This window comes from Rhodococcus sp. KBW08 (assembly GCF_003852455.1).
Taxonomy (GTDB): domain Bacteria; phylum Actinomycetota; class Actinomycetes; order Mycobacteriales; family Mycobacteriaceae; genus Rhodococcus_F; species Rhodococcus_F baikonurensis.
Genome location: NZ_QAJJ01000005.1, coordinates 88,671 through 108,463, shown reverse-complemented (window position 1 = coordinate 108,463; position 19,793 = coordinate 88,671). Strand labels below are relative to the sequence as shown.

15 protein-coding genes are annotated in these 19,793 nt (G+C 61.2%); 14 read left to right on the top strand and 1 reads right to left on the bottom strand.

Features of this window, described 5'->3' with window-relative positions; genetic code table 11:
• Positions 1-3 precede the first annotated feature (3 nt).
• The 4 genes from DBV08_RS06070 to DBV08_RS06055 all read left to right on the top strand — a co-directional run bounded on the left by DBV08_RS06070 (position 4) and on the right by DBV08_RS06055 (position 9,572).
• Complete coding sequence (locus DBV08_RS06070) at positions 4-999, top strand: LLM class F420-dependent oxidoreductase (RefSeq protein WP_095969490.1); 996 nt, start codon at positions 4-6, stop codon at positions 997-999.
• A gap of 182 nt (positions 1,000-1,181) precedes the next feature.
• Positions 1,182-3,071: a long-chain-fatty-acid--AMP ligase FadD32 gene (gene fadD32, locus DBV08_RS06065; protein ID WP_003943899.1), complete on the top strand. Its 1,890-nt coding sequence runs from the start codon at positions 1,182-1,184 to the stop codon at positions 3,069-3,071.
• Between the two features lie 37 nt (positions 3,072-3,108).
• Positions 3,109-8,034, top strand: coding sequence for a polyketide synthase Pks13 (pks13, locus tag DBV08_RS06060; protein WP_124566854.1), 4,926 nt, complete (start codon positions 3,109-3,111; stop codon positions 8,032-8,034).
• Entirely contained in the window at positions 8,031-9,572 is a 1,542-nt protein-coding gene (locus tag DBV08_RS06055; RefSeq protein WP_095969492.1) for an acyl-CoA carboxylase subunit beta, read from the top strand. Before pks13 ends, DBV08_RS06055 begins: the two co-directional genes overlap by 4 nt.
• Positions 9,573-9,616: 44 nt before the next feature.
• Here the strand turns inward: DBV08_RS06055 and DBV08_RS06050 are convergent, their stop codons facing one another.
• A complete protein-coding gene (locus tag DBV08_RS06050; protein WP_124566853.1) occupies positions 9,617-10,405 on the bottom strand; it encodes a GntR family transcriptional regulator in 789 nt (262 codons plus the stop codon).
• A 396-nt stretch (positions 10,406-10,801) separates the two neighbouring features.
• On the opposite strand from DBV08_RS06050, the gene DBV08_RS06045 reads away from it, so the two are divergent.
• The 10 genes from DBV08_RS06045 to fabG all read left to right on the top strand — a co-directional run bounded on the left by DBV08_RS06045 (position 10,802) and on the right by fabG (position 19,773).
• Positions 10,802-12,376 carry an APC family permease gene (locus DBV08_RS06045; protein WP_124566852.1) on the top strand — a complete coding sequence of 525 codons (1,575 nt, stop codon included), beginning with the start codon at positions 10,802-10,804 and terminating at the stop codon, positions 12,374-12,376.
• Positions 12,377-12,602: 226 nt separating this feature from the next.
• Complete coding sequence (locus DBV08_RS06040) at positions 12,603-13,889, top strand: aspartate aminotransferase family protein (RefSeq protein ID WP_124566851.1); 1,287 nt, start codon at positions 12,603-12,605, stop codon at positions 13,887-13,889.
• A complete protein-coding gene (locus tag DBV08_RS06035; RefSeq protein WP_124566850.1) occupies positions 13,889-15,451 on the top strand; it encodes an aldehyde dehydrogenase family protein in 1,563 nt (520 codons plus the stop codon). The genes DBV08_RS06040 and DBV08_RS06035 overlap by 1 nt, the downstream gene beginning before the upstream one ends.
• Before the next feature lie 3 nt (positions 15,452-15,454).
• Complete coding sequence (locus DBV08_RS06030) at positions 15,455-16,057, top strand: BMC domain-containing protein (protein WP_003943811.1); 603 nt, start codon at positions 15,455-15,457, stop codon at positions 16,055-16,057.
• Between the two features lie 164 nt (positions 16,058-16,221).
• Positions 16,222-16,560 (top strand): hypothetical protein, encoded by a 339-nt coding sequence (locus DBV08_RS06025; RefSeq protein WP_308115616.1) that lies wholly within the window; start codon positions 16,222-16,224, stop codon positions 16,558-16,560.
• Entirely contained in the window at positions 16,560-16,835 is a 276-nt protein-coding gene (locus DBV08_RS06020; protein ID WP_124566848.1) for a EutN/CcmL family microcompartment protein, read from the top strand. The genes DBV08_RS06025 and DBV08_RS06020 overlap by 1 nt, the downstream gene beginning before the upstream one ends.
• Positions 16,836-16,897: 62 nt before the next feature.
• A complete protein-coding gene (locus DBV08_RS06015) occupies positions 16,898-17,179 on the top strand; it encodes a BMC domain-containing protein (RefSeq protein WP_124566847.1) in 282 nt (93 codons plus the stop codon).
• Between the two features lie 117 nt (positions 17,180-17,296).
• Positions 17,297-17,905 carry a microcompartment protein gene (locus tag DBV08_RS06010; protein WP_050794046.1) on the top strand — a complete coding sequence of 203 codons (609 nt, stop codon included), beginning with the start codon at positions 17,297-17,299 and terminating at the stop codon, positions 17,903-17,905.
• A gap of 33 nt (positions 17,906-17,938) precedes the next feature.
• The gene (locus tag DBV08_RS06005) at positions 17,939-18,955 is read left to right on the top strand and encodes a phosphotransferase enzyme family protein (protein ID WP_124566846.1); all 1,017 of its coding nucleotides are present in this window, start codon (positions 17,939-17,941) and stop codon (positions 18,953-18,955) included.
• Positions 18,956-18,993: 38 nt separating this feature from the next.
• Positions 18,994-19,773 (top strand): 3-oxoacyl-ACP reductase FabG, encoded by a 780-nt coding sequence (fabG, locus tag DBV08_RS06000; RefSeq protein WP_124566845.1) that lies wholly within the window; start codon positions 18,994-18,996, stop codon positions 19,771-19,773.
• Positions 19,774-19,793: the final 20 nt, after the last annotated feature.

Here is a 19,793-nt window from a genome sequence, read left to right as displayed (position 1 = left end):
TATATGAGTTCCACCCACGGCAGCGATGCCCTACGCAAATTCCGGTTTGCGGCCGGTGGCGAGGGCAACGCCGAAGAGGGTGGTGCGCGACGCTTCGTCAAGCTTGCGCAGAAGGCCGAGGAACTCGGCTACGACTCGTTCATGATTCCGGATCACCTGGGTAATCAGGTCGGCCCGATTGCCGCTCTGGGAGCGCTCGCGGTGGCCACGGACAAGATTCGTCTCGGCACTGCCGTGTTGGCCAACGGCTTCCGTCATCCTGCTGTGCTCGCGAAGGACGCGGCGACCATCGACGTGCTGTCCGGTGGTCGACTCGAACTCGGTATCGGCGCAGGCTGGATGAAGGAAGAGTTCGACAAGGGCGGCATCGCCTACGAAAGCCCCGGCGTTCGAATCGAGAAACTCGAGGAGTCTCTGCAGATTCTCGACACACTGCTGCGCGGGCAGGAATGCACTTTCGAAGGCAAGCACTATCAGGTGCGTGGTCTCAAGGGCAGCCCGCGACCGCGGCAGGGCCCGCGGCCGCCGATCATCGTCGGTGGCGGCGGACCGAAGATGCTCGCTCTCGCCGCGAAGTACGCGGACATCATCTCGGTCGCCACACCGACCAACCGTGACGGGCGACTTCTGCTCTCCGGAATCACGATGGAAAAGACCATCGAACGTGTCGAGCGCATCCGCGAAGCTGCCGGCGAGCGTTTCGATGAGATCGAACTCAACTGGACCATCACCATGATCATGATCACCGACGACCGAGAGCAGGCTGCCGAGATGGCAATCGCCGCTCTGGGCCAAGGTTTTCCGCCGAACATCGAAGTGGATCGTAAGCTGAGCGTGGAGGAGTTGCTGAACTCTCCATACCTGGCTGTGGGCACTTTCGAGGAGATCGCAGACCAGATTCGACTGGTCCGCGAGAAGACGTCGATGTCGTATGTGGGGGTCTTCCCGACGCAGATGGAAGCGTTCGCCCCGATCATCCCGTTACTGGCGGGCGAGTAGGCCGGAGAATACGGACGATGCGAATCTGTAACATATCGATGGTTTGGGATCGATGAAGTGATTCAGGTGAGTTGCGCACAAAGTGCGATTCGATTGATCGAAGATGGACCCGAGAGAGCGAAGGAAGTCTGGGGCGCAGGCATGAAAGACAGTGCTTGTGTGATCGCTTCGGAGGAGATGGAATGAACGCGCTGTTCGATGGCTTTCTCGACGAGAAGGGCCAGATCCGCCTGCAACCAGGCTTCACGCTGGTCGACTACGTCGAGCAACACTCGCGTGTCAACGCGGACGAGCTCGCGTATCGGTACATCGATTACTCACGCGAACGTGACGGTGAAGCCCTGGAGCTGACCTGGGAGCAGTTCGGTGTGCGTCTGCGCGCTGTTGCGGCCCGTCTGCAGCAGGTCACCAAGCGTGGCGACCGTGTCGCGATTCTTGCTCCGCAGGGACTCGACTACGTCATTTCGTTCTTCGCCGCCATCCAGGCCGGTTCCATCGCGGTGCCGCTCTTCGATCCGGACGAGCCCGGGCACACCGACCGTCTTCACGCTGTTCTCGGTGACTGCAAGCCGACTGCGATTCTGACTGCCGCATCGTCGGCGGCCGGTGTTCGTCAGTTGTTCCGCTCGCTTCCCGCTGCCGAGCGTCCGCGCATCATCGCCGTCGACGCGATTCCCGACACCGTCGGTGAGACGTGGGTTCGTCCCGACATCGAACTCGACGACATCGCGTACCTGCAGTACACCTCCGGTTCGACCCGAGTTCCCGCCGGCGTGGAGATCACCCACCGCGCTGTCGGAACGAACGCGCTCCAGATGGTCGACTCGATCGAACTCAACGAGGACTCACGCGGCGTCACGTGGCTGCCGCTGTTCCACGACATGGGCCTGCTGACGGTCATCCTGCCTGCTCTGGGCGGCAAGTACATCACCATCATGAGCCCGCGTGCTTTCGTGCAGCGGCCGTACCGGTGGATCAAGGAACTGGCTGCGGTCTCGGACGGCGCCGGCACCTTCGCTGCCGCTCCCAACTTCGCTTTCGAGCACGCTGCCGCGCGCGGCCTGCCGAAGGACGGCGAGACCCTGGACCTGAGCAATGTCATCGGACTGATCAACGGCAGTGAGCCGGTCACGACGTCGTCGATGCGCAAGTTCAACGACGCTTTTGCTCAGTACGGTCTGCCCAAGACTGCGATCAAGCCGTCGTACGGCATGGCCGAAGCGACGCTCTTCGTCTCCTCGACCAAGCATTCCGACGAGGCCAAGGTCATCTACGTCGACCGCACGGAACTCAACAAGGGCCGCATGGTCATCGTCGACCAGTACTCCGAGAACGCCATCGCGCAGGTCTCCTGTGGGTACGTCTCGCGTAGTCAGTGGGCGGCGATCGTCGATCCCGAGACGCTGACCGAGGTCCCCGACAATCACGTCGGTGAAATCTGGTTGCACGGCGAGAACATCGGCATCGGCTACTGGGGACGCCCCGACGAGACGGCGGAGACCTTCCACAACAAGCTGGACAACCGGCTGAGCGAAGACAGCCACACCGAGGGCACGCCCGCGGATGCCAACTGGATGCGTACCGGCGACTTCGGCGTCTACGTCGACGGCGAGCTGTACATCACCGGTCGCGTCAAGGACCTCGTGATCGTCGACGGCCGCAATCATTACCCGCAGGATCTCGAGGCTTCGGCTCAGGAAGCCAGCCCCGCCCTGCGCCCCGGCTTCATCGCTGCGTTTGCCGTGCCGGCCAACCAGCTGCCCTCCGTCGTGTTCTCCAACACGCATTCGGGTCTGAAGTTCGACGACGACGATTCCTCGGAGCAGTTGGTCATCGTGGCCGAGCGTGCTCCCGGCGCAGGCAAGGCCGATCCGCAGCCGATCGCGGACACCGTGCGTGCGGCGATTTCTTCCCGTCACGGCGTTACAGCCCGAGACATCCTGCTCGTTCCTGCCGGTTCGATTCCGCGAACGTCCAGCGGCAAGATCGCTCGCCGCGCATGTAAGGCGAGCTATATCGAGGGAACGCTGCGAGGCGGCTATCAGCAGACCGCATTCCCCGATAGCGTTTGAGGAGCAGTCCCTTCATGATCGGTGGCTTGGTGAGTTGATGGTTGAACAAGATGGTGCGCAGAGCAAAGACGTCGTGAGCGAGATGAGTGTCGCGCAGCTGCGGGAGTGGCTTCGCAATTGGATCGCCAACGCGACCGGTCAGCCGGTCGGGGCGATCACGGACGATCGCCCGATGGAAGAGTTCGGGCTCGCCTCGCGAGACGCAGTCGCTCTGAGCGGAGACATCGAGGATCTGCTCGGCGTCACGCTGACCGCCACGGTTGCCTATCAACACCCCACCATCGCTTCGCTGGCGACTCGGATCATCGAAGGTGAGCCCGAGGCGCCGGAGGAGACCGTCGACGCGTCGTACTACGTCTCAGGCGGCGCGACGGACGCGCACGACATCGCCATCGTCGGACTGTCCACACGATTCCCCGGTGCCGGGCACACGCCTTCGGACATGTGGGAAATGCTGGCAGCCGGACGCGACGGCATCAGCGACCTCCCCGAGGACCGCTGGGCCGAGTTCATGTCGGATCCCGCCATCAAGGCCGCGGTCGAGAACGCCAACACCAAGGGTGGGTACCTCGACGATGTCAAGGGCTTCGACGCCGAGTTCTTCGCGATGTCTCCGCTCGAGGTCGTCAACGTCGATCCGCAGCAGCGCCTCGCGCTCGAGCTCGCGTGGGAAGCGCTCGAGCACGCGCGCATTCCGGCAAGTGGGCTCAAGGGCAAGCAGGTCGGTGTTTTCATCGGCAGTTCCGCCAACGACTACCAGCTGCTCGCGGTCAGCGATCCGACGACGGCGCATCCTTACGCGCTGACCGGAACGTCGACGGCCATCGTCGCTAACCGTGTCTCGTACTTCTTCGACTTCCGTGGACCGTCCATCGCTCTGGACACCGCATGCTCGTCGTCGTTGGTTGCCGTTCACGAGGCTGTGCGTTCGCTGCGTAGTGGTGATTCCGACATCGCGCTGGCCGGTGGCGTCAACATGCTGCTGGCCCCTCCCGGAACCCTCGGTTTCGACCAGACCGGGATGCTCGCTCCCGACGGCAAACTGCGTGCCTTCTCCGCACAGGCTCAGGGAATCGTTCGCAGCGAGGGCGGCGGACTCGTCGTGCTCAAGCGTCTCGAAGACGCCGAGCGTGACGGCGATTCCATCCTCGCGGTGATCGCCGGATCCGCGATCAATCAGGACGGCCGTTCCAACGGTCTGCTCGCACCCAATCCCGATGCCCAGGCCGACGTGCTGCGTTTCGCGTACCGCGACGCCGGCATCCTGCCGACCACAGTCGACTACATCGAGGCGCACGGAACGGGTACCGATCTCGGTGATCCGATCGAGGCCGACGCACTCAGCCGTGTCGTCGGTCGTGGCCGTGACGACGACAAGCCTGCTCTGCTCGGTAGTGCGAAGACCAACTTCGGGCACCTGGAGGCAGCTGCGGGCGCCGCCGGCCTGATCAAGGTCGTTCTGGCGATGCAGGAAAACAAGATTCCCGCGACGATCAACTACCTGGGCCCGAACCCGCACATCGACTTCGAGAAGGCGCACCTGCAGGTGACGCCCGAGGCCACCGACTGGCCGCGCTACACCGGCAAGGCTGTCGCCGGCGTTTCCGGTTTCGGTTTCGGCGGAACCAACGCGCACGTCGTGGTCAAGGAATACGTGCCTGCCGAGACGGTAGTGGATGCCCCTGTCGCCGATGCACCTGTGGAAGACGAGAGCACCGTTGTGCTGGCTGTGTCCGGTGCGCTGCCTTCGCGTCGTCGCCGCGCAGCTGCAGATCTGGCCGACTGGCTCGAAACCGAAGAGGGAAGCAAGACGCCCCTCGCCGACGTCGCGCGCACACTTGCGCGTCGCAACCACGGACGCTCGCGCGCCGCTGTTCTGGCGAAGACGCGGTCCGAGGCCATCAGCTCGCTGCGCGCCGTCGCCGCAGGCAAGCCGGCTCAAGGAGTCTTCTCGGCCGACTCGCCGTCGCCCAAGGGCGCGGTGTGGGTGTTCTCGGGCTTCGGCTCGCAGCACCGCAAGATGGCCAAGCAGCTCTACACGGAGAACGCGGCTTTCAAGGCAGCCGTCGACGAGGTCGACGCGCTGATCCAGGACGAGGCCGGTTACTCGATGGTCGAGATGTTCCTCGACGATTCGATCGAGTACAACGTCGAGACCGCACAGGTGGGAATCTTCACCATCCAGGTCGGTCTGGCCGCATTGCTGCGTCACCACGGCGCCGAGGCCGAAGCCGTGGTTCCGCACTCGATGGGTGAGGCCGCTGCCGCATACGTGTCCGGTGGTCTGAACCTGGAAGACGCTGTGCGCGTGATCTGTTCACGTTCACGGCTGATGGGTGAGGCCGAGGGCGCACTCGTCGGTGACGACATCCGTCTGATGGCACTGCTCGAGTACAGCGCATCCGAGATCGAGGCGTTGCTGCCCACGTACCCCAAGCTCGAGGTCTGCGTCTACGCAGCTCCGACGCACACGGTGATCGGTGGACCGCAGCCGGACATCGAGGCGATCGTCGCGGCCGCCGAGGCTGACGGCAAGATGGCGCGTGTCCTGCAGACCAAGGGTGCCAGCCATACTTCGCAGGTAGATCCGTTGCTCGGTGAGCTTGCCGCGGAGTTGGCCGGTATCGAGCCGACGACGTTGAAGCTCGGTGTCTACTCGTCCGTCGACAAGGACACCTTCTACCGTCCCGGCCACGAGCCGATCCATCAAGAGGCGTACTGGGTCAAGGGTCTTCGCCACAGCGTGTACTTCACCAACGCGGTGCGCGGTGCGGTTGCCCACGGCCACACCACCTTCGTCGAGCTCGCACCCAACCCGGTGACGCTGATGTCGGTGGCGGCTACTGCTTTCGATTCGGGTCTGCACGACATGGAGCTCATCCAGACGCTCAAGCGTAAGGAAGACGAGTCCGCGGGTGTGCTTGCAGCTCTCGCGCAGCTGTACGTCCACGGTCATGCCGTGAACCTCGAGTCCTTGCTTCCCGCAGGCGATTTCGCGTCGGTACCGCGCACCGCGTTCGTGCGTAAGCCGTACTGGCTCGACATTCGCGTCAGTGCCGGCGGGTCGGCTCGCGTTCCCGGTTCGCACGTCGCTCTGCCCGACGGCCGTCACGTGTGGGAGATCGACGCTTCGGCCGTCACCGACCTGGCGGTGCTCGTGACTGCCGCTGCCGGACAGGTTCTTTCGGACGTCGCTCTGACGGCTGCGGTTCCCCACGGTGAGCTGGCCGGTGCTGCGACCCTGACGACAACTCTCAACCCGCACCCGGGTGGAGCGTCGGTGCAGGTGCATGCTCGTGAGGGCGCTACGTTCCGTTTGCTGTTCGACGCCGTCGTCACGTCCGGTGAGCCGCTTCCCGAGCTGGTCGTCAGTGCGCCGGTCAAGACCAGTGCGCCGATGGAAACCCTGGCCGAGGTCGTCGAAGACGCCGGAGACAAGTGGGATCCGAACGGTTCGCAGAGCCTCGACGACCGCCTCAAGATCGTCGTTGCCGAGTCGATGGGGTACTCGCCGGAAGATCTTCCGGCCGAGGTTCCGCTGATCGAACTGGGCCTCGACTCGCTCATGGCGATGCGTATCAAGAACCGCGTCGAGTACGAGTTCGACATTCCGCAACTCCAGCTCCAGGCAGTCAAGGACGCGAGCCTCAACGAGGTCAACAAGTACCTGCGCTACGCGATCGACAATCGCGAAGAGGTTCAGGCGATGGCCGACAAGCAGGCCGCGGAGAAGCTGGCGGCCGATGCTGCTGACGAGGACGCTGCTCCCGCCGAGGTGTCGGTGGAACTGCCGGCGACTGCTCCGGTTGCTGCCGCGCCTGCCGATCCCTCCCGTGCCGGAACTGCCGACGACGCCGGCTCCGACGTTCCGCCGCGAGATGCGGCCGAGCGCTTGACGTTTGCGACGTGGGCCGTCGTCACCGGGAAGTCGGCCAAGGGCATCTTCAACGATCTGCCGATCGTCGGTGACGAGGTCGCCGAGAAGCTGGCAGCTCGGCTTTCCGAGCGTGCGGGCGGCGAGATCACTCTCGACGACGTGCTCGACTCCACCACCATCGAAGAACTCGCGGACGTCGTTCGCCAGTACCTCGAGGACGACGGCAAGATCGACGGACTCGTTCGTACGCTGCGTGCTCGTCCCGAAGGCTCCACGGCCGTACCGGTATTCGTCTTCCATGCTGCCGGTGGTTCGACGGTGACGTACGAGCCTTTGCTCAAGCGCCTGCCTGCCGGCACGCCGATGTACGGGTTCGAGCGGGTCGAAGGCTCGATCGAAACCCGCGCTGCGGCCTACGTTCCGCTGCTTCGTGAGATCCAGGGTGACGGGCCGTACGTGCTGTGCGGCTGGTCGTTCGGCGGCGTGATGTCGTATGCGGTCGCGAAGTTGCTGCGTGAGCAGGGCGCTGACGTGCGTGTGGTCGGACTGCTCGACACCGTCATGGCCGGCGAGGTCGTGCCGGACACCGAGGCGGAACGACGCAAGCGGTGGGAGCGCTACGGCAAGTTCGCCAAGCGCACCTACAACCTGGATGTGCCGCTGCCGCTCGATGTTCTGGCTTCCACCGAAGCCGACGAGGATCAGATCCAGATCTTGATGGACATGATCAAGATGAGTGGCGCCAAGATTCCCGGCGGCATCATCGAGCATCAGCGGACGTCGTGGTTGGACAATCGCGCCATCCAGACCGCCGAGTTCAGCAGCTACGACGGCGACGTCGTGCTCTACATGGCCGACAAATACCACGACGAGCTGATGACGCTCGAGCCTGCATTCAAGACTCGCAAGGCGGATGGTGGCTGGGGTGACTACGTGAAGAACCTCGAGGTCGTCTACATCGGCGGGGACCACCTGCAGATCGTCGACGAGCCGTACATCGCGAAGGTTGCGGCAGACCTCACCACCAAGCTGGCCCAGATCGAGACAGCTCAGACCAAAGCAGCGGAAACCGGAGTTCAGAAGTGACGACAACCACCGCGGAGAAGCTCGCTGAACTCCGCGAAAAGTTGGAGAAGGCAAAGGAACCCGGCTCGGCTCGGGCCATTGCCAAGCGCGATGCAGCAGGGCACAGTACGCCGCGCCAGCGCATCGACATGTTGCTCGACCCCGGTAGCTTCATCGAGATCGGCGCCCTGGTGAAGATGGCGGGCGAGGGCAACCCGTACAGCGACGGCGTCATGACCGGTCACGGAACCGTCGACGGGCGTCCGGTTGCCGTGTTCGCGCACGATCAGACGGTGTTCGGCGGTGCCGCCGGAGAGATGTTCGGCCGTAAGGTCGCGGCTGTCAACGACTTTGCACTGAAGGTGGGCTGCCCGGTCGTCGGTATCAACGATTCCGGTGGAGCCCGTATCCAGGACGCCGTTTCCTCGTTGGCCTGGTACGCCAACATGGGTTCACGTCAGGAGCCGCTGTCGGGGCTGTGCCCGCAGATCTCGGTCATCCTCGGCAAGTGCGCCGGCGGTGCCGTGTATGCCCCGATCAACACCGATGTCGTGGTCGCGACCGAAGAGTCGTACATGTTCGTCACCGGACCCGACGTCATCAAGTCGGTCACCGGCGAAGAGGTCAGCCTCGAGGACCTGGGCGGAGCGCGTAAGCAGGCGGAGTACGGAAACATCCATCACGTCGCTCCTGACGAGAAGGCTGCCTTCGACTGGGTGCGTGAGTACCTGAGCTTCATGCCGTCCTCGTGCCAGGAGAAGGCTCCGCTGATCAACCCGGGTCTCGAACCCGAGATCACCGAGTCGGATCTCGAACTCGATGCCTTCATGCCGGATGCCGACAACGCCGGCTACGACATGCACGACATCATTCTCCGGATCTTCGACGACGGAACCTTCCACGAAATCGGAGCCCAGGTCGCGCACAACGTGATCACCGGGTTCTCCCGCGTCGACGGACTGCCCGTCGGTGTCGTGGCCAACCAGCCCACCTACCTCAGTGGCGCCCTCGACGCGGACAGCTCCGACAAGGCCGCACATTTCGTGCGCCTGTGCGACGCTTTCAACATCCCGCTCGTGTTCGTCGTCGACACACCGGGCTTCCTTCCCGGCGTCGATCAGGAAAAGGTCGGCGTCATCAAGCGCGGCGGACGTTTCCTGTTCTCGTACATCGAAGCCACCGTGCCGAAGGTGACCGTGGTGGTTCGTAAGGCGTACGGCGGCGGTTACGCCGTCATGGGCTGCAAGCAGCTCGGTGCCGACATCAACCTCGCGTGGCCGACCGCTCGTATCGCCGTGATGGGCGCCGAGGGTGCCGTCAACATCATGGGACGTCGCCAGCTCGCCGAGGCGGGCGAGAATGCTCCCGCAGTGCGTGCGCAGCTGATCAACTTCTACAACGAGTTCGTCGCGACGCCGTACATCGCGGCCGAGCGCGGATACATCGACGCGGTGATCGAGCCTTCGCAGACGCGTCTCGAAATCCGCAAGGCTCTGAAGTTGCTCAAGGACAAGACGATCTTCAAGAACCCGCGCAAGCACAACTTGATGCCGCTCTAATTTTCTGAGGGGTACTGACTGGCGGGTTCGGTCGGGGGGTTGGCTCAATAGATGAGGTTGAGTTCTACCCCCGAATCAGAATTATCCGATTCGGCACGTATCCCGTGACCGGCCGAGCGAACGAGGATCTGGGTGCGGTCGGCTCGGAACAGGTCGTTCGAGCATTCGATGATTGCGCCGGCCGCGTCCCGCGCAGTTCGCTGAATTGAAATGAGTGGCGCGTCGGTGTGGACGGAAAGCAATCGAGCCTCTTCCGGTGTCGCCGAGGCTACTTCGAGTCTTTCCTCGCTGCTCACGACCTCGACGTCGTACTCACTTCGTAGAAGTTCGTAGACGGAGCCACCCAATGGCCGCTCCAGTAGCCCGGGGAAGCGTTGAGCAGGGAGCCATGCCTGCTCTATGGACAATGGAGTTCCGTCGGCGAAACGCAATCGGAGGATGCTGAACGCCAGCGAGGCTTCGTCGTCGAGGCCGAGTCGGATTCGAATTGACTGTTCAGGGTTTTGCAAGACGGCTGACAGCACCTGTGACCCGGATGTCATCCCCTGCCTCGCGAGATAGGACGGCAACCCGTCAACTCGATCAAGGTCCCGCTCGAACTTCCGCTGCGCGATGAAGGTGCCTCCAGCCCGGCCTGGTAGGCGATGTGTGATTCCTGCCTGGCACAGACCTGTCAGAACGCCCCGCAATGTGGATCGACTCACTTGGAAGTGTTCGGCCAGGTCTCGCTCGCTCGGGAGACGATCCCCAGGTTTGAGAATCCCGGAACTGATGTCGCTCAGAATCTTTCGGCGAACCTGCTCGGCTACCGGCCCACCCATGCCAGTCGTCATCGGAATCGCCTCCCGCCCCGGCGCCGGAGTGCGGCACGTTCATCACCCATTCGCCAATCCCGCACACTGCTGGAGCCGCTGCGGTCTGTTTCGGCAGCTTATCGCATGGTGGGCGGTTGATCGGAGCTTCTAGCGTCTTGGCGGGGTCGAATGGTTGACCCCTTTAAATGAGCACTGAGAGAGTTGGACCAAACGCTGATTATTCTCAACCAACGGCCATACCAAATTTCAATCCAATTAGAATAACCGCAGTACATGGCTATTTAAAAGGTTTAGACAGGTCTTGTTTTGGTATGTTACGTGTGTCACACTCAGTCGATCGCAAGGTGCGCTGCGGCGACAGGTCGCAGTTCGAGTCGTCGAATCCGTTCGGCAAATACTGAGAGGACCTTCGTCGTGACCGATGTATCCGAGGCCGACGGTGCGGCCGCCGCCGGTGAGAACAAGTCTGGTCAGCCAGTCCAACGTCTGAAGAAGAATTCAGTCGGCCTCGCAGGTGTGGTTTTCATGGCTGTTGCGACCGCTGCGCCGATTACTGCCATGGTCGGGAATGTTCCGATTGCTATCGGCTTCGGCAACGGCAGTGGCGCTCCGGCGGGGTATCTGGTCGCGACCATCGTGCTTGGCCTCTTCGGAGTCGGATATGCAGCGATGGCACGCCATATCACCGCGACCGGGGCGTTTTACGGATTCATCAGTCATGGGCTGGGACGGGTACTCGGGATGGCCTCGGGGACGATCATCACGATGGCCTACGTGGTGTTCGAGGCATCTCTCGTCGGCATCTTCAGCTTCTTCTCGCACAGCACGGTGGAGAAATACACCGGCATATCCGTTCCGTGGATCGTGTTCGCTTTGGTGATGCTCGCGGCCAACGCGATCCTCTCTTACTTCGATATCAATTTGGCTGCAAAGGTTTTGGGGGCCTTTCTGGTAACGGAAATCTTGATGTTGGGACTGATGGCCGTTGCAGTGCTCGTTCACGGCGGTGGTCCGGACGGGTTCGCGGTGTCTTCGATCAACCCGGTGAATGCATTCGAGCCTGCGGCAGGCGTCGGCGGTGCAGTGGCAGGTATCGGACTGTTCTTCGCCTTCTGGTCGTGGGTAGGCTTCGAGTCGACGGCAATGTACGGCGAGGAGTCGCGCGACCCCAAACGAATCATTCCGCGTGCAATTCTCCTGTCGGTTCTGGGAATTGGACTGTTCTACGTATTCGTTTCCTGGATGGCCATCGCCGGTACCGGTCCGGCCCGGGCCATCGAGCTGGCGCAAGATTCCTCGACTTCCAGTGAAATATTCTTCGGTCCGACACGTGATTTCGTCGGTGGTTGGGCCGTAAGTGTCTTTGAGGTACTACTCATTTCAGGGTCTTTCGCGTGCGGAATGGCCTTCCATCAGTGCGCATCTCGATACATCTATGCGCTGGGGCGGGAGGGGCTGATTCCCGGTTCCGAAGCCTCCGTCGGTCGAACCCACCCCGTCCACGGGTCGCCACACATCGCGTCGTTCGTCCAGACCGTCATGGCCACTGCGATTGTGATCGCCTTCGCGGTTGCCGGTATGGATCCGTACATCCACCTATTCGGGTTGTTGGCGATTCTCGGTACGATGGCAATCCTGATTGTTCAGTCGCTCTGCGCTTTTGCAGTCATCGGTTATTTCCATGTTTCCAGGAACCACCCGGAAACGGCCAACTGGTTTCGAACTCTTCTGGCTCCCCTCCTCGGCGGGTTGGGAATGCTGTACGTGGTGTACCTCTTGTGGGAGAACCGCAGTTTCGCGGCGGGTGCTGCTGCAGATACCCTGCTGTTCCGCTTGAGTCCGTACATCGTGGGCGGACTGTTTCTTTTCGGAATGCTCGTCGCAGTTTGGTACAAGTACCGAGCTCCCGAACGATACGCCCGAATCGGACGCATCGTCTTGGATGACACACCTGAATCGGAACCGGAAGCTGAACCTTCGATCAACTGATTCTCATTTGGTATGACCAATCATGGCGTGGCGGGTATGTCTGGTTGCGAGTAAGCCGGTTGGCGTTCGAATCATGATGTTGTGCAGCATTATTGAGGTGCAAAGTCGGCAGATTCAACCTTTTCCTACCCAAGGCATTGACTTTATTGGTCCGACCATTAATGATTCACATGTACAGAGAGTCGAAAGCCCGAACGAATCGGGCCCGAGTCAGGACAGGTGGGATATGTACGACTACGGCTCATTCAGCTTCGATTCCAAGAGCGAAGTGCTGGAGAAGGCCAAACGGTACTGGAACCCCGACAAGACTCAGTTCTGGACCGACAGTGGCATCGATCTGGTCATCGGCCGACGCGAGGGTTACGTGCTGTGGGATATGGAGGGCCGCCGCCTCATCGACCTTCATTTGAATGGCGGCACCTACAACCTCGGGCATCGAAATCCGGAGGTGGTGGCGGCAGTGGCCGAGGGACTCGAACTGTTCGACATCGGAAACCACCACTTTCCCTCGGTCGCGCGCACCGCACTCGCTGAAGCGTTGGTCCAGACGGCTCCTGCAGGTCTGACGAAGGTTGCGTTCGCGTCCGGAGGTGGAGAGGCGATAGACATCGCGCTCAAAAGTGCTCGGCACGCAACGCAGAAGCGAAAGATCGTATCGATCGTGAAGGCATATCACGGTCATACCGGACTTGCGGTAGGCACCGGTGACGATCGGTTCGCGAAGCTCTTCCTCGCGGATCGACCGGACGAGTTCATTCAAGTGCCGTTCGGTGATCTGGATGCAATGGACAAGGCCTTGTCTGGCCGTGACGTAGCAGCGGTGATCATGGAAACGATTCCGGCAACGTACGGATTTCCACTACCGGAGCCGGGCTACCTCGAGGCGGTCAAAGCGATGACGGAAGCGTACGACGCTCTGTACATCGCAGACGAGGTGCAGACAGGGCTGATGCGTACCGGTGAACTGTGGGGTATCACCAAGCACGGGATCGACCCCGACATCATGGTGACCGGTAAGGGAATTTCAGGCGGCATCTATCCGATCGCGGCTGTGCTGCTCAGTGATCGGGCGGGGCAGTGGCTCGAGCAGGACGGCTTCGGTCACATCTCGACGTTCGGTGGCGCCGAACTCGGTTGTGTCGCAGCGCTCAAGACACTCGAGATCACCACCCGCCCAGAGGTGAGATCGATGGTGCATTACATCTCCGAACTCATGGGTGCCGGGCTTCGCAGAATTCAAGATCAATACCCCGGTTGGTTCGCCGAGATTCGTCAGAACGGAGTGATCCTCGGTTTGCGATTCGACCACCCCGAAGGGGCGAAGTTCGTGATGCGCCAGCTGTACGAACTGGGAGTATGGGCGATCTTTTCGACTTTGGATCCGCGTGTGCTGCAGTTCAAACCAGGCATTCTCATGTCGCGTGAGCTATGCGAAGACGTACTCGACCGCGTTGAAGTTGCTGTCGGACGAGCACGCGACGACGTTCACAACTCTGACCGGAGGGCAATCTGATGAGTACGGCTTTTGCCGGACATATGCTCGAACGCGCCGTTTGGGCAGCCGAGTCATTTGCCACTTACGACGCCGACTCGGTGGGTCGTATTGCACAGGCGGTAGCCGACGCGGCATACGAAGCGTCTGGGCACTATGCCGAATGGGCAGTTCGCGAGACGGGAATGGGGGTGGTTGCAGACAAGATTCGGAAGAATCAGGCATGCTCACGCGGAATCCTCGAGTTTTACCGTGGGCAAGATTTTGTCAGCCCCAGGGTGGACGAGCTCGACAAGATAGTCGAGATTCCACGCCCTGCCGGTGTCGTGCTTGCTCTCACTCCTACTACCAATCCTGTTTCGTCGGTGTACTTCAAAGTATTGATCGCGATGTTGACCCGAAATGCCATCGTGGTTGCACCACATCCGAGGGCAAAGCTGTCGTGTGCGGATGCGGCGCACATGCTCAGTGCCGCAGCGGTGGAAGCAGGCGCACCGGACGGCATCATTCAGGTGGTCGACGAGCCGACGATTCCGTTGATGGAAGCGCTGATGTCGGACGATCGAACAGACGTCATCGTGGCAACGGGTGGGTCCAGCGTTGTCCGCGCGGCTTACTCGTCGGGCAATCCGGCTCTAGGAGTGGGTCCGGGCAATGTACCTGTGTTCGTGGACGCCACCGCGGATGTGCGTTTGGCTGCACAACGAATCGTCGACAGCAAGGCTTTCGACAATTCTCTTCTGTGCACCAACGAATCCGTACTCATCGCCGAGGATGCAGTTGCGGATGGCTTGACGCGCGAGATGCAGCGTGTGGGGGCTCACTTCCTGGATGTCGATGACGTGAATCGACTGCGCGAGTATATGTTTCCCGAGGGCCACCTCAACACGGACGTCGTCGGCAAGGATGCAGTGTGGATCGCGGACAAGATCGGACTGCGACTGACCGCGAAAACCAGACTGCTCGTAGCTCCGTTCGATGTTGTTCGCTCCGAAGAGGTTCTGGCGCACGAGAAACTGTCACCGGTGATCGGGATGGTGCGGGTCCCTGACGCTGATCGAGGTGTACGAGCTGCGCGGGCAGTGGTCCGTATCGCCGGCGCCGGTCATTCTGCGGCGATTCACAGCGAGAATTCGCACACGATCATGAACTATGCGGCGCTGGTGCCGGTGCTGCGTATTTCGGTGAACGTCGGAAACAGTACGGGTAGCGCTGGACTCGACACGAATCTGGCTCCATCGATGACGATCGGTACCGGATTCGCCGGGCGCAGTTCGATCGGTGACAATCTCGAGCCGAAGCATCTACTGAACTGGGCTCGCGTCGCCTACAACTCGGACGAAAGTGTCCGCATGGCGAATCTTTCGGGCGTCGAAATCTGGCAGGTGCCGGCCGGTGCCGTGCCGGTTTACCCCATCGCTTCGAACGCTGCCCCCAGGTCGGGAGCGGCTGTGCCGAAATCGGTTCCGCGGATAATCCGCGCTGACTCGCCTGTTCGAGGCTCGTCGACAGATGCGGATCGGCTCCGTGCAGAGCTTCGTCGGATAGTCGTCGAAGAACTCTCCCAACTGAACAAGAGGTGACCCATGGCTGAACTTCGATCGTTCATTTTCATTGACAGGCTGCAACCACAGACGATGTCCTATCTGGGTACCTTCATCCGCGGAACGCTTCCGCGGGCCGATTCTGCCGCTCAAATTATCGAGGTTGCGCCAGGACTCGATATCGAAGGCATAACCGACGTTGCCCTCAAACATGCTGATGTGCAGGCTGGCGTGTTGGTTGTCGAAAGGCAATTCGGGTACTTGGAATTTCACGGTGAAACAGGGGCGGTGACTTCTGCCGCAGACGCGGCGCTGGACGCACTCGAGGCGACCAGATCTTCTGCGATCTCGCCGACAATTCTCGCTTCGAAGATCATTTCCAGTATCGAACCGCAGCATGCGTTCCTGATCAATCGCAACAAGATCGGATCGATGGTGCTGGCTGGAGATTCGCTGTTCGTTCTGGAAGTTCAGCCTGCCTCATATGCGATCCTGGCCACGAACGAGGCGGAGAAGGCAGCCGACGTCAAGGTGGTCGACTTTCGCATGATGGGTGCAACTGGTCGAGTGTATCTATCGGGTAGTGAAGCAGATGTGCGGCAGGCCGCCGAGGCAGCTCAGAGTGCTCTGGGAGGTGAATTCTGATGAAATTGCCTCCGCCCGAAGAGCTTCGGACTATGATTCGAGAGATCATCCGGGAAGTCACACCTGAGGTCCCGAATAAACTCACTCCGGATAAACCCGCCCCGAGCAAGCCCGCCCCGAGCAAGCCCGCCTCATCTCAGCTCGCTCCGGCGCCGACTGGTCCGATGGCTGTCTCTCGTCGAAACAAGACCGAAGCAGTGCGGCTGAGCACCAGCGCCGAACTGCAGACCTTCGTGTTCAAGCTGCTGGAATTGTTCGAGAATCCGAAATCGCGGCAAGACCTGCGTGCCGGCCGATTGAAATTCACACTCGCCCCCGGCCCCAAGGCGGCAGGACCAACATCGGCAGTTCACCGTATCGACGAGGGTGTGGTGACCGAGCGGCACATAGCTCGCTTTGCAGAATCCGGTGCGCGCCTTGTTCTCGGGCGCAAAGCAGTGATAACCCCGCTGGCTCGCGAGAAGGCACGCGCTCTCGGGGTCTCATTCGAAAAGGAGCGCTGATGATTGCCGCAGTTGTCACGGGAAGCATCTGGTCGTCGCGACGCATCGACGGACTGCCGAACGGCGCGCTTCTGCGCGTCGAGGCTCTGGAGTCGGGCGACCGATTCATCGCGTTCGATGTTCTGGGTTCGGGTGTCGGCGAGCACGTCCTCGTTGCGCAGGGCTCCGTCGCATCCAACTGGTTTCCCGGTACACCACCACCTGTGGACGCTCTCGTCATCGGATCGATCGATCGAGACGCCACCCCCGAAGTTCCCCCGAACTCCGGTCTCTGACCGGATCGTGATCCTCCTGTCTGCGTACCTCGCGACAGAACCGTCAACAAAGGAGTCGACAAATGTCCAGCACAGCAATCGGAATGATCGAGACCAAGGGATTCGTTGCAGCGTTGGCGGCCGCCGATGCAATGGTCAAGGCAGCCAACGTCACCATCACGGATCGGCAAGAGGTCGGGGACGGATTGGTGGCGGTCATCGTCACCGGTGAAGTGGGGGCGGTGAAGGCCGCCACGGAGGCTGGTGCTGAAACAGCTTCTCAGGTAGGCGAATTGGTAAGCGTCCATGTGATTCCGCGTCCGCATGCCGAACTCGGTGCGCACTTCTCGGTGGTCTCCAAGTAGCTCGCTCGCATCGGTTAGGCCCAGCAGGGTCAACGTCCTGGCGGGATCAAAATCTGAGGAGGAGGCACCTCGGTGTCCGCACAAGTGCAATCAACAACGGATATCCGTGTCTACCTGATGGTGCACGACCTGCAACGTCAGTTTGCGGCGTACATGGGTACACCCACTCGCGCGCGTGGGTACCCGCCGTATGAGCACGATTACGCACTCATCGTCGAGGTGTCACCAGCTCTCGCGATCGAACGCGTGATGGACCTCGCGCTGAGGGCGGTTCCTTCGGTCGAGCCCGGGATACTTTACGTGGAAAGGCAATTCGGAGTTCTCGAGATTCATGCGAACAACCTCGCCGATGTGGAACGTGCGGGTCAGGCGATCTTGGACGGCACTGGTAGCGAGGCAGCTGATCAGCTGCGACCGAAGGTGCTCTACCACGACGTGATCGAGGACATCACGGATCAGCATGCGGTGATCATCAATCGGAACAGACAGGCATCGATGGTAATGCCTGGGCAGTCACTGCTCGTGTACGAAATGACCCCGGCGCTGTTCGCGACGGTGGCCGCCAACGAGGCCGAACGCGCAGCTCCGGGAATCACTCTCGTAGACGTGCAGATGATCGGTGCAGCCGGACGGCTGTATATCGCAGGATCGACCGAAGAGGTGACGTCGGCCCGAGACAGGATCACGGACGTCTTGGCAGGTATCGAAGGCCGCGAACACGGCTGAGTCAGTTTTCTGAGAGGAGAGGAGGACCACCTGATGTTTGTCGAAGGTGCGGGATCGGCCGAAGATCTGGTCGCAGATCGTGCGATCAAGGAATACACGTTCTCGCGAGATGCGCAGTGGCGCATGATCAATTTGTCGGAAAATGCGACCTATCTGGTCGAAGACCCGGGGACAGGCTCGGGTGGAATCCTCCGCGTGCATCGGGAGGGTTACCACAATGCGCAGGCGATCGAGTCAGAACTGGATTGGCTCGATGCCCTCCACGAGGAGAACATCGTTGATGCCTCCAAAGTTATTCGGACATCGGACGGGCGTCGAATCGTGACGACGGAAGTTTCCGGACGAACGCGGCACGCCGTCCTTTTCGAGACGATGGGTGGCTTGGAGCCGGATGAAGCGGGAATTTGTGCAAACGACTTTCATACACTCGGAGCGGTGACAGCGAGACTTCATTCTCATTCGAAGCGTTGGCGCAAGCCGGCGGGTTTCGCTCGCTTCTCCTGGGATTGGACCAATACACTCGGCGAGACACCGCGGTGGGGGCGCTGGCAAGATGCCGTCGGCATCGGGACCAACGAGATTGCGACGTTGGAGCCTGCCGTGGAATTGATCCACCGGAGGTTGGAACGATACGGGCAGGGCCCGGACCGATTTGGTTTGGTGCACGCAGACCTCCGACTGGCGAATCTTCTCGTCGATGCAGATCAGGTCAACGTGATCGATTTCGACGATTGTGGTTTCGGCTGGTTCCTGTACGACTTCGGTACCGCCGTGTCTTTCATCGAGCACGACCCGGCATTGCCGCGTTGGCAGGAAGCGTGGATGTCCGGGTACCGAACCGTCGCGGAATTGTCCGACGAGGACGAAGACATGCTCGCTACATTCGTCATGCTGCGCAGGATGCTCCTGGTGGCCTGGATGGGTTCCCACTCGCATTCCCAAGAGTCGCGCACAAAGAGTTCGAGTTATGCGGCGGGAACGTGCGATCTGGCGACTAGATACCTCGATTCCGCCGGTTCCTCACTCGAACGAACCGGTTCTGTTCGCTGACCGACTAGTCCCGATCAATCAACTCTGATGAGGTCCAAATGTTCAACTCCATTGAAGGTCGTTCGGTCGTCGTCACCGGCGGTAGCAAGGGCATCGGCTTGGGAATGGTTCGGGTGTTCGCGCGCGCAGGGGCCAATGTGCTCATGACCGCGCGAGACGCTCCGACTCTCGCACGTGCGGCGGAGGGTTTGAACGATCTTCCTGGCGCCGTCTCCACGCTTCAAGTCGACGTCACGAATCCTGACTCCTTGGCCGGTATGGCAGAAGTTGCGGCTGAGCGACACGGGGGAATTGACGTGTTGTGCGCGAACGCTGGGATCTTCCCGTCGAAGCGGCTGGGGGAGATGACCTCGGAGGACATGGACAGCGTATTCGGCGTCAACGTCAAGGGCACCATCCACGCCGTGCAAGCGTGCATGCCGTGGCTCGAAACTTCCGGGCATGGAAGGGTCGTCGTGACATCTTCGATCACCGGGCCCGTGACCGGTTATCCGGGTTGGTCGCACTACGGGGCAAGCAAGGCCGCGCAGATGGGCTTCATCCGAACTGCTGCCATTGAGTTGGCCCCGAAGAAGATAACGATCAACGCCGTCTTGCCCGGCAATGTGATCACCGAGGGACTCGACGGTTTGGGACAGCAGTATCTGGACGAAATGGCGTCCAGTGTCCCGGCCGGCAGTCTGGGCAGCGTCGAGGATATCGCCAATGCGGCACTGTTCTTTGCCCTGGACGAAGCCGCGTACATCACCGGTCAGTCGTTGATCGTGGATGGGGGACAGGTCCTTCCGGAGTCGGCGATGGCGCTCGGCGAAATGTAAGAACAGCGACGACGGATTCA

Coding starts and splice junctions, on each gene's coding strand:
- DBV08_RS06070 (WP_095969490.1), top strand. CDS start 4: ATGAGTTCCACCCACGGCAGCGATGCCCTACGCAAATTCCGGTTTGCG.
- fadD32 (WP_003943899.1), top strand. CDS start 1,182: ATGAACGCGCTGTTCGATGGCTTTCTCGACGAGAAGGGCCAGATCCGC.
- pks13 (WP_124566854.1), top strand. CDS start 3,109: ATGGTTGAACAAGATGGTGCGCAGAGCAAAGACGTCGTGAGCGAGATG.
- DBV08_RS06050 (WP_124566853.1), bottom strand. CDS start 10,405: ATGACGACTGGCATGGGTGGGCCGGTAGCCGAGCAGGTTCGCCGAAAG.
- DBV08_RS06040 (WP_124566851.1), top strand. CDS start 12,603: ATGTACGACTACGGCTCATTCAGCTTCGATTCCAAGAGCGAAGTGCTG.
- DBV08_RS06035 (WP_124566850.1), top strand. CDS start 13,889: ATGAGTACGGCTTTTGCCGGACATATGCTCGAACGCGCCGTTTGGGCA.
- DBV08_RS06030 (WP_003943811.1), top strand. CDS start 15,455: ATGGCTGAACTTCGATCGTTCATTTTCATTGACAGGCTGCAACCACAG.
- DBV08_RS06025 (WP_308115616.1), top strand. CDS start 16,222: ATGGCTGTCTCTCGTCGAAACAAGACCGAAGCAGTGCGGCTGAGCACC.
- DBV08_RS06020 (WP_124566848.1), top strand. CDS start 16,560: ATGATTGCCGCAGTTGTCACGGGAAGCATCTGGTCGTCGCGACGCATC.
- DBV08_RS06015 (WP_124566847.1), top strand. CDS start 16,898: ATGTCCAGCACAGCAATCGGAATGATCGAGACCAAGGGATTCGTTGCA.
- DBV08_RS06010 (WP_050794046.1), top strand. CDS start 17,297: ATGGTGCACGACCTGCAACGTCAGTTTGCGGCGTACATGGGTACACCC.
- DBV08_RS06005 (WP_124566846.1), top strand. CDS start 17,939: ATGTTTGTCGAAGGTGCGGGATCGGCCGAAGATCTGGTCGCAGATCGT.
- fabG (WP_124566845.1), top strand. CDS start 18,994: ATGTTCAACTCCATTGAAGGTCGTTCGGTCGTCGTCACCGGCGGTAGC.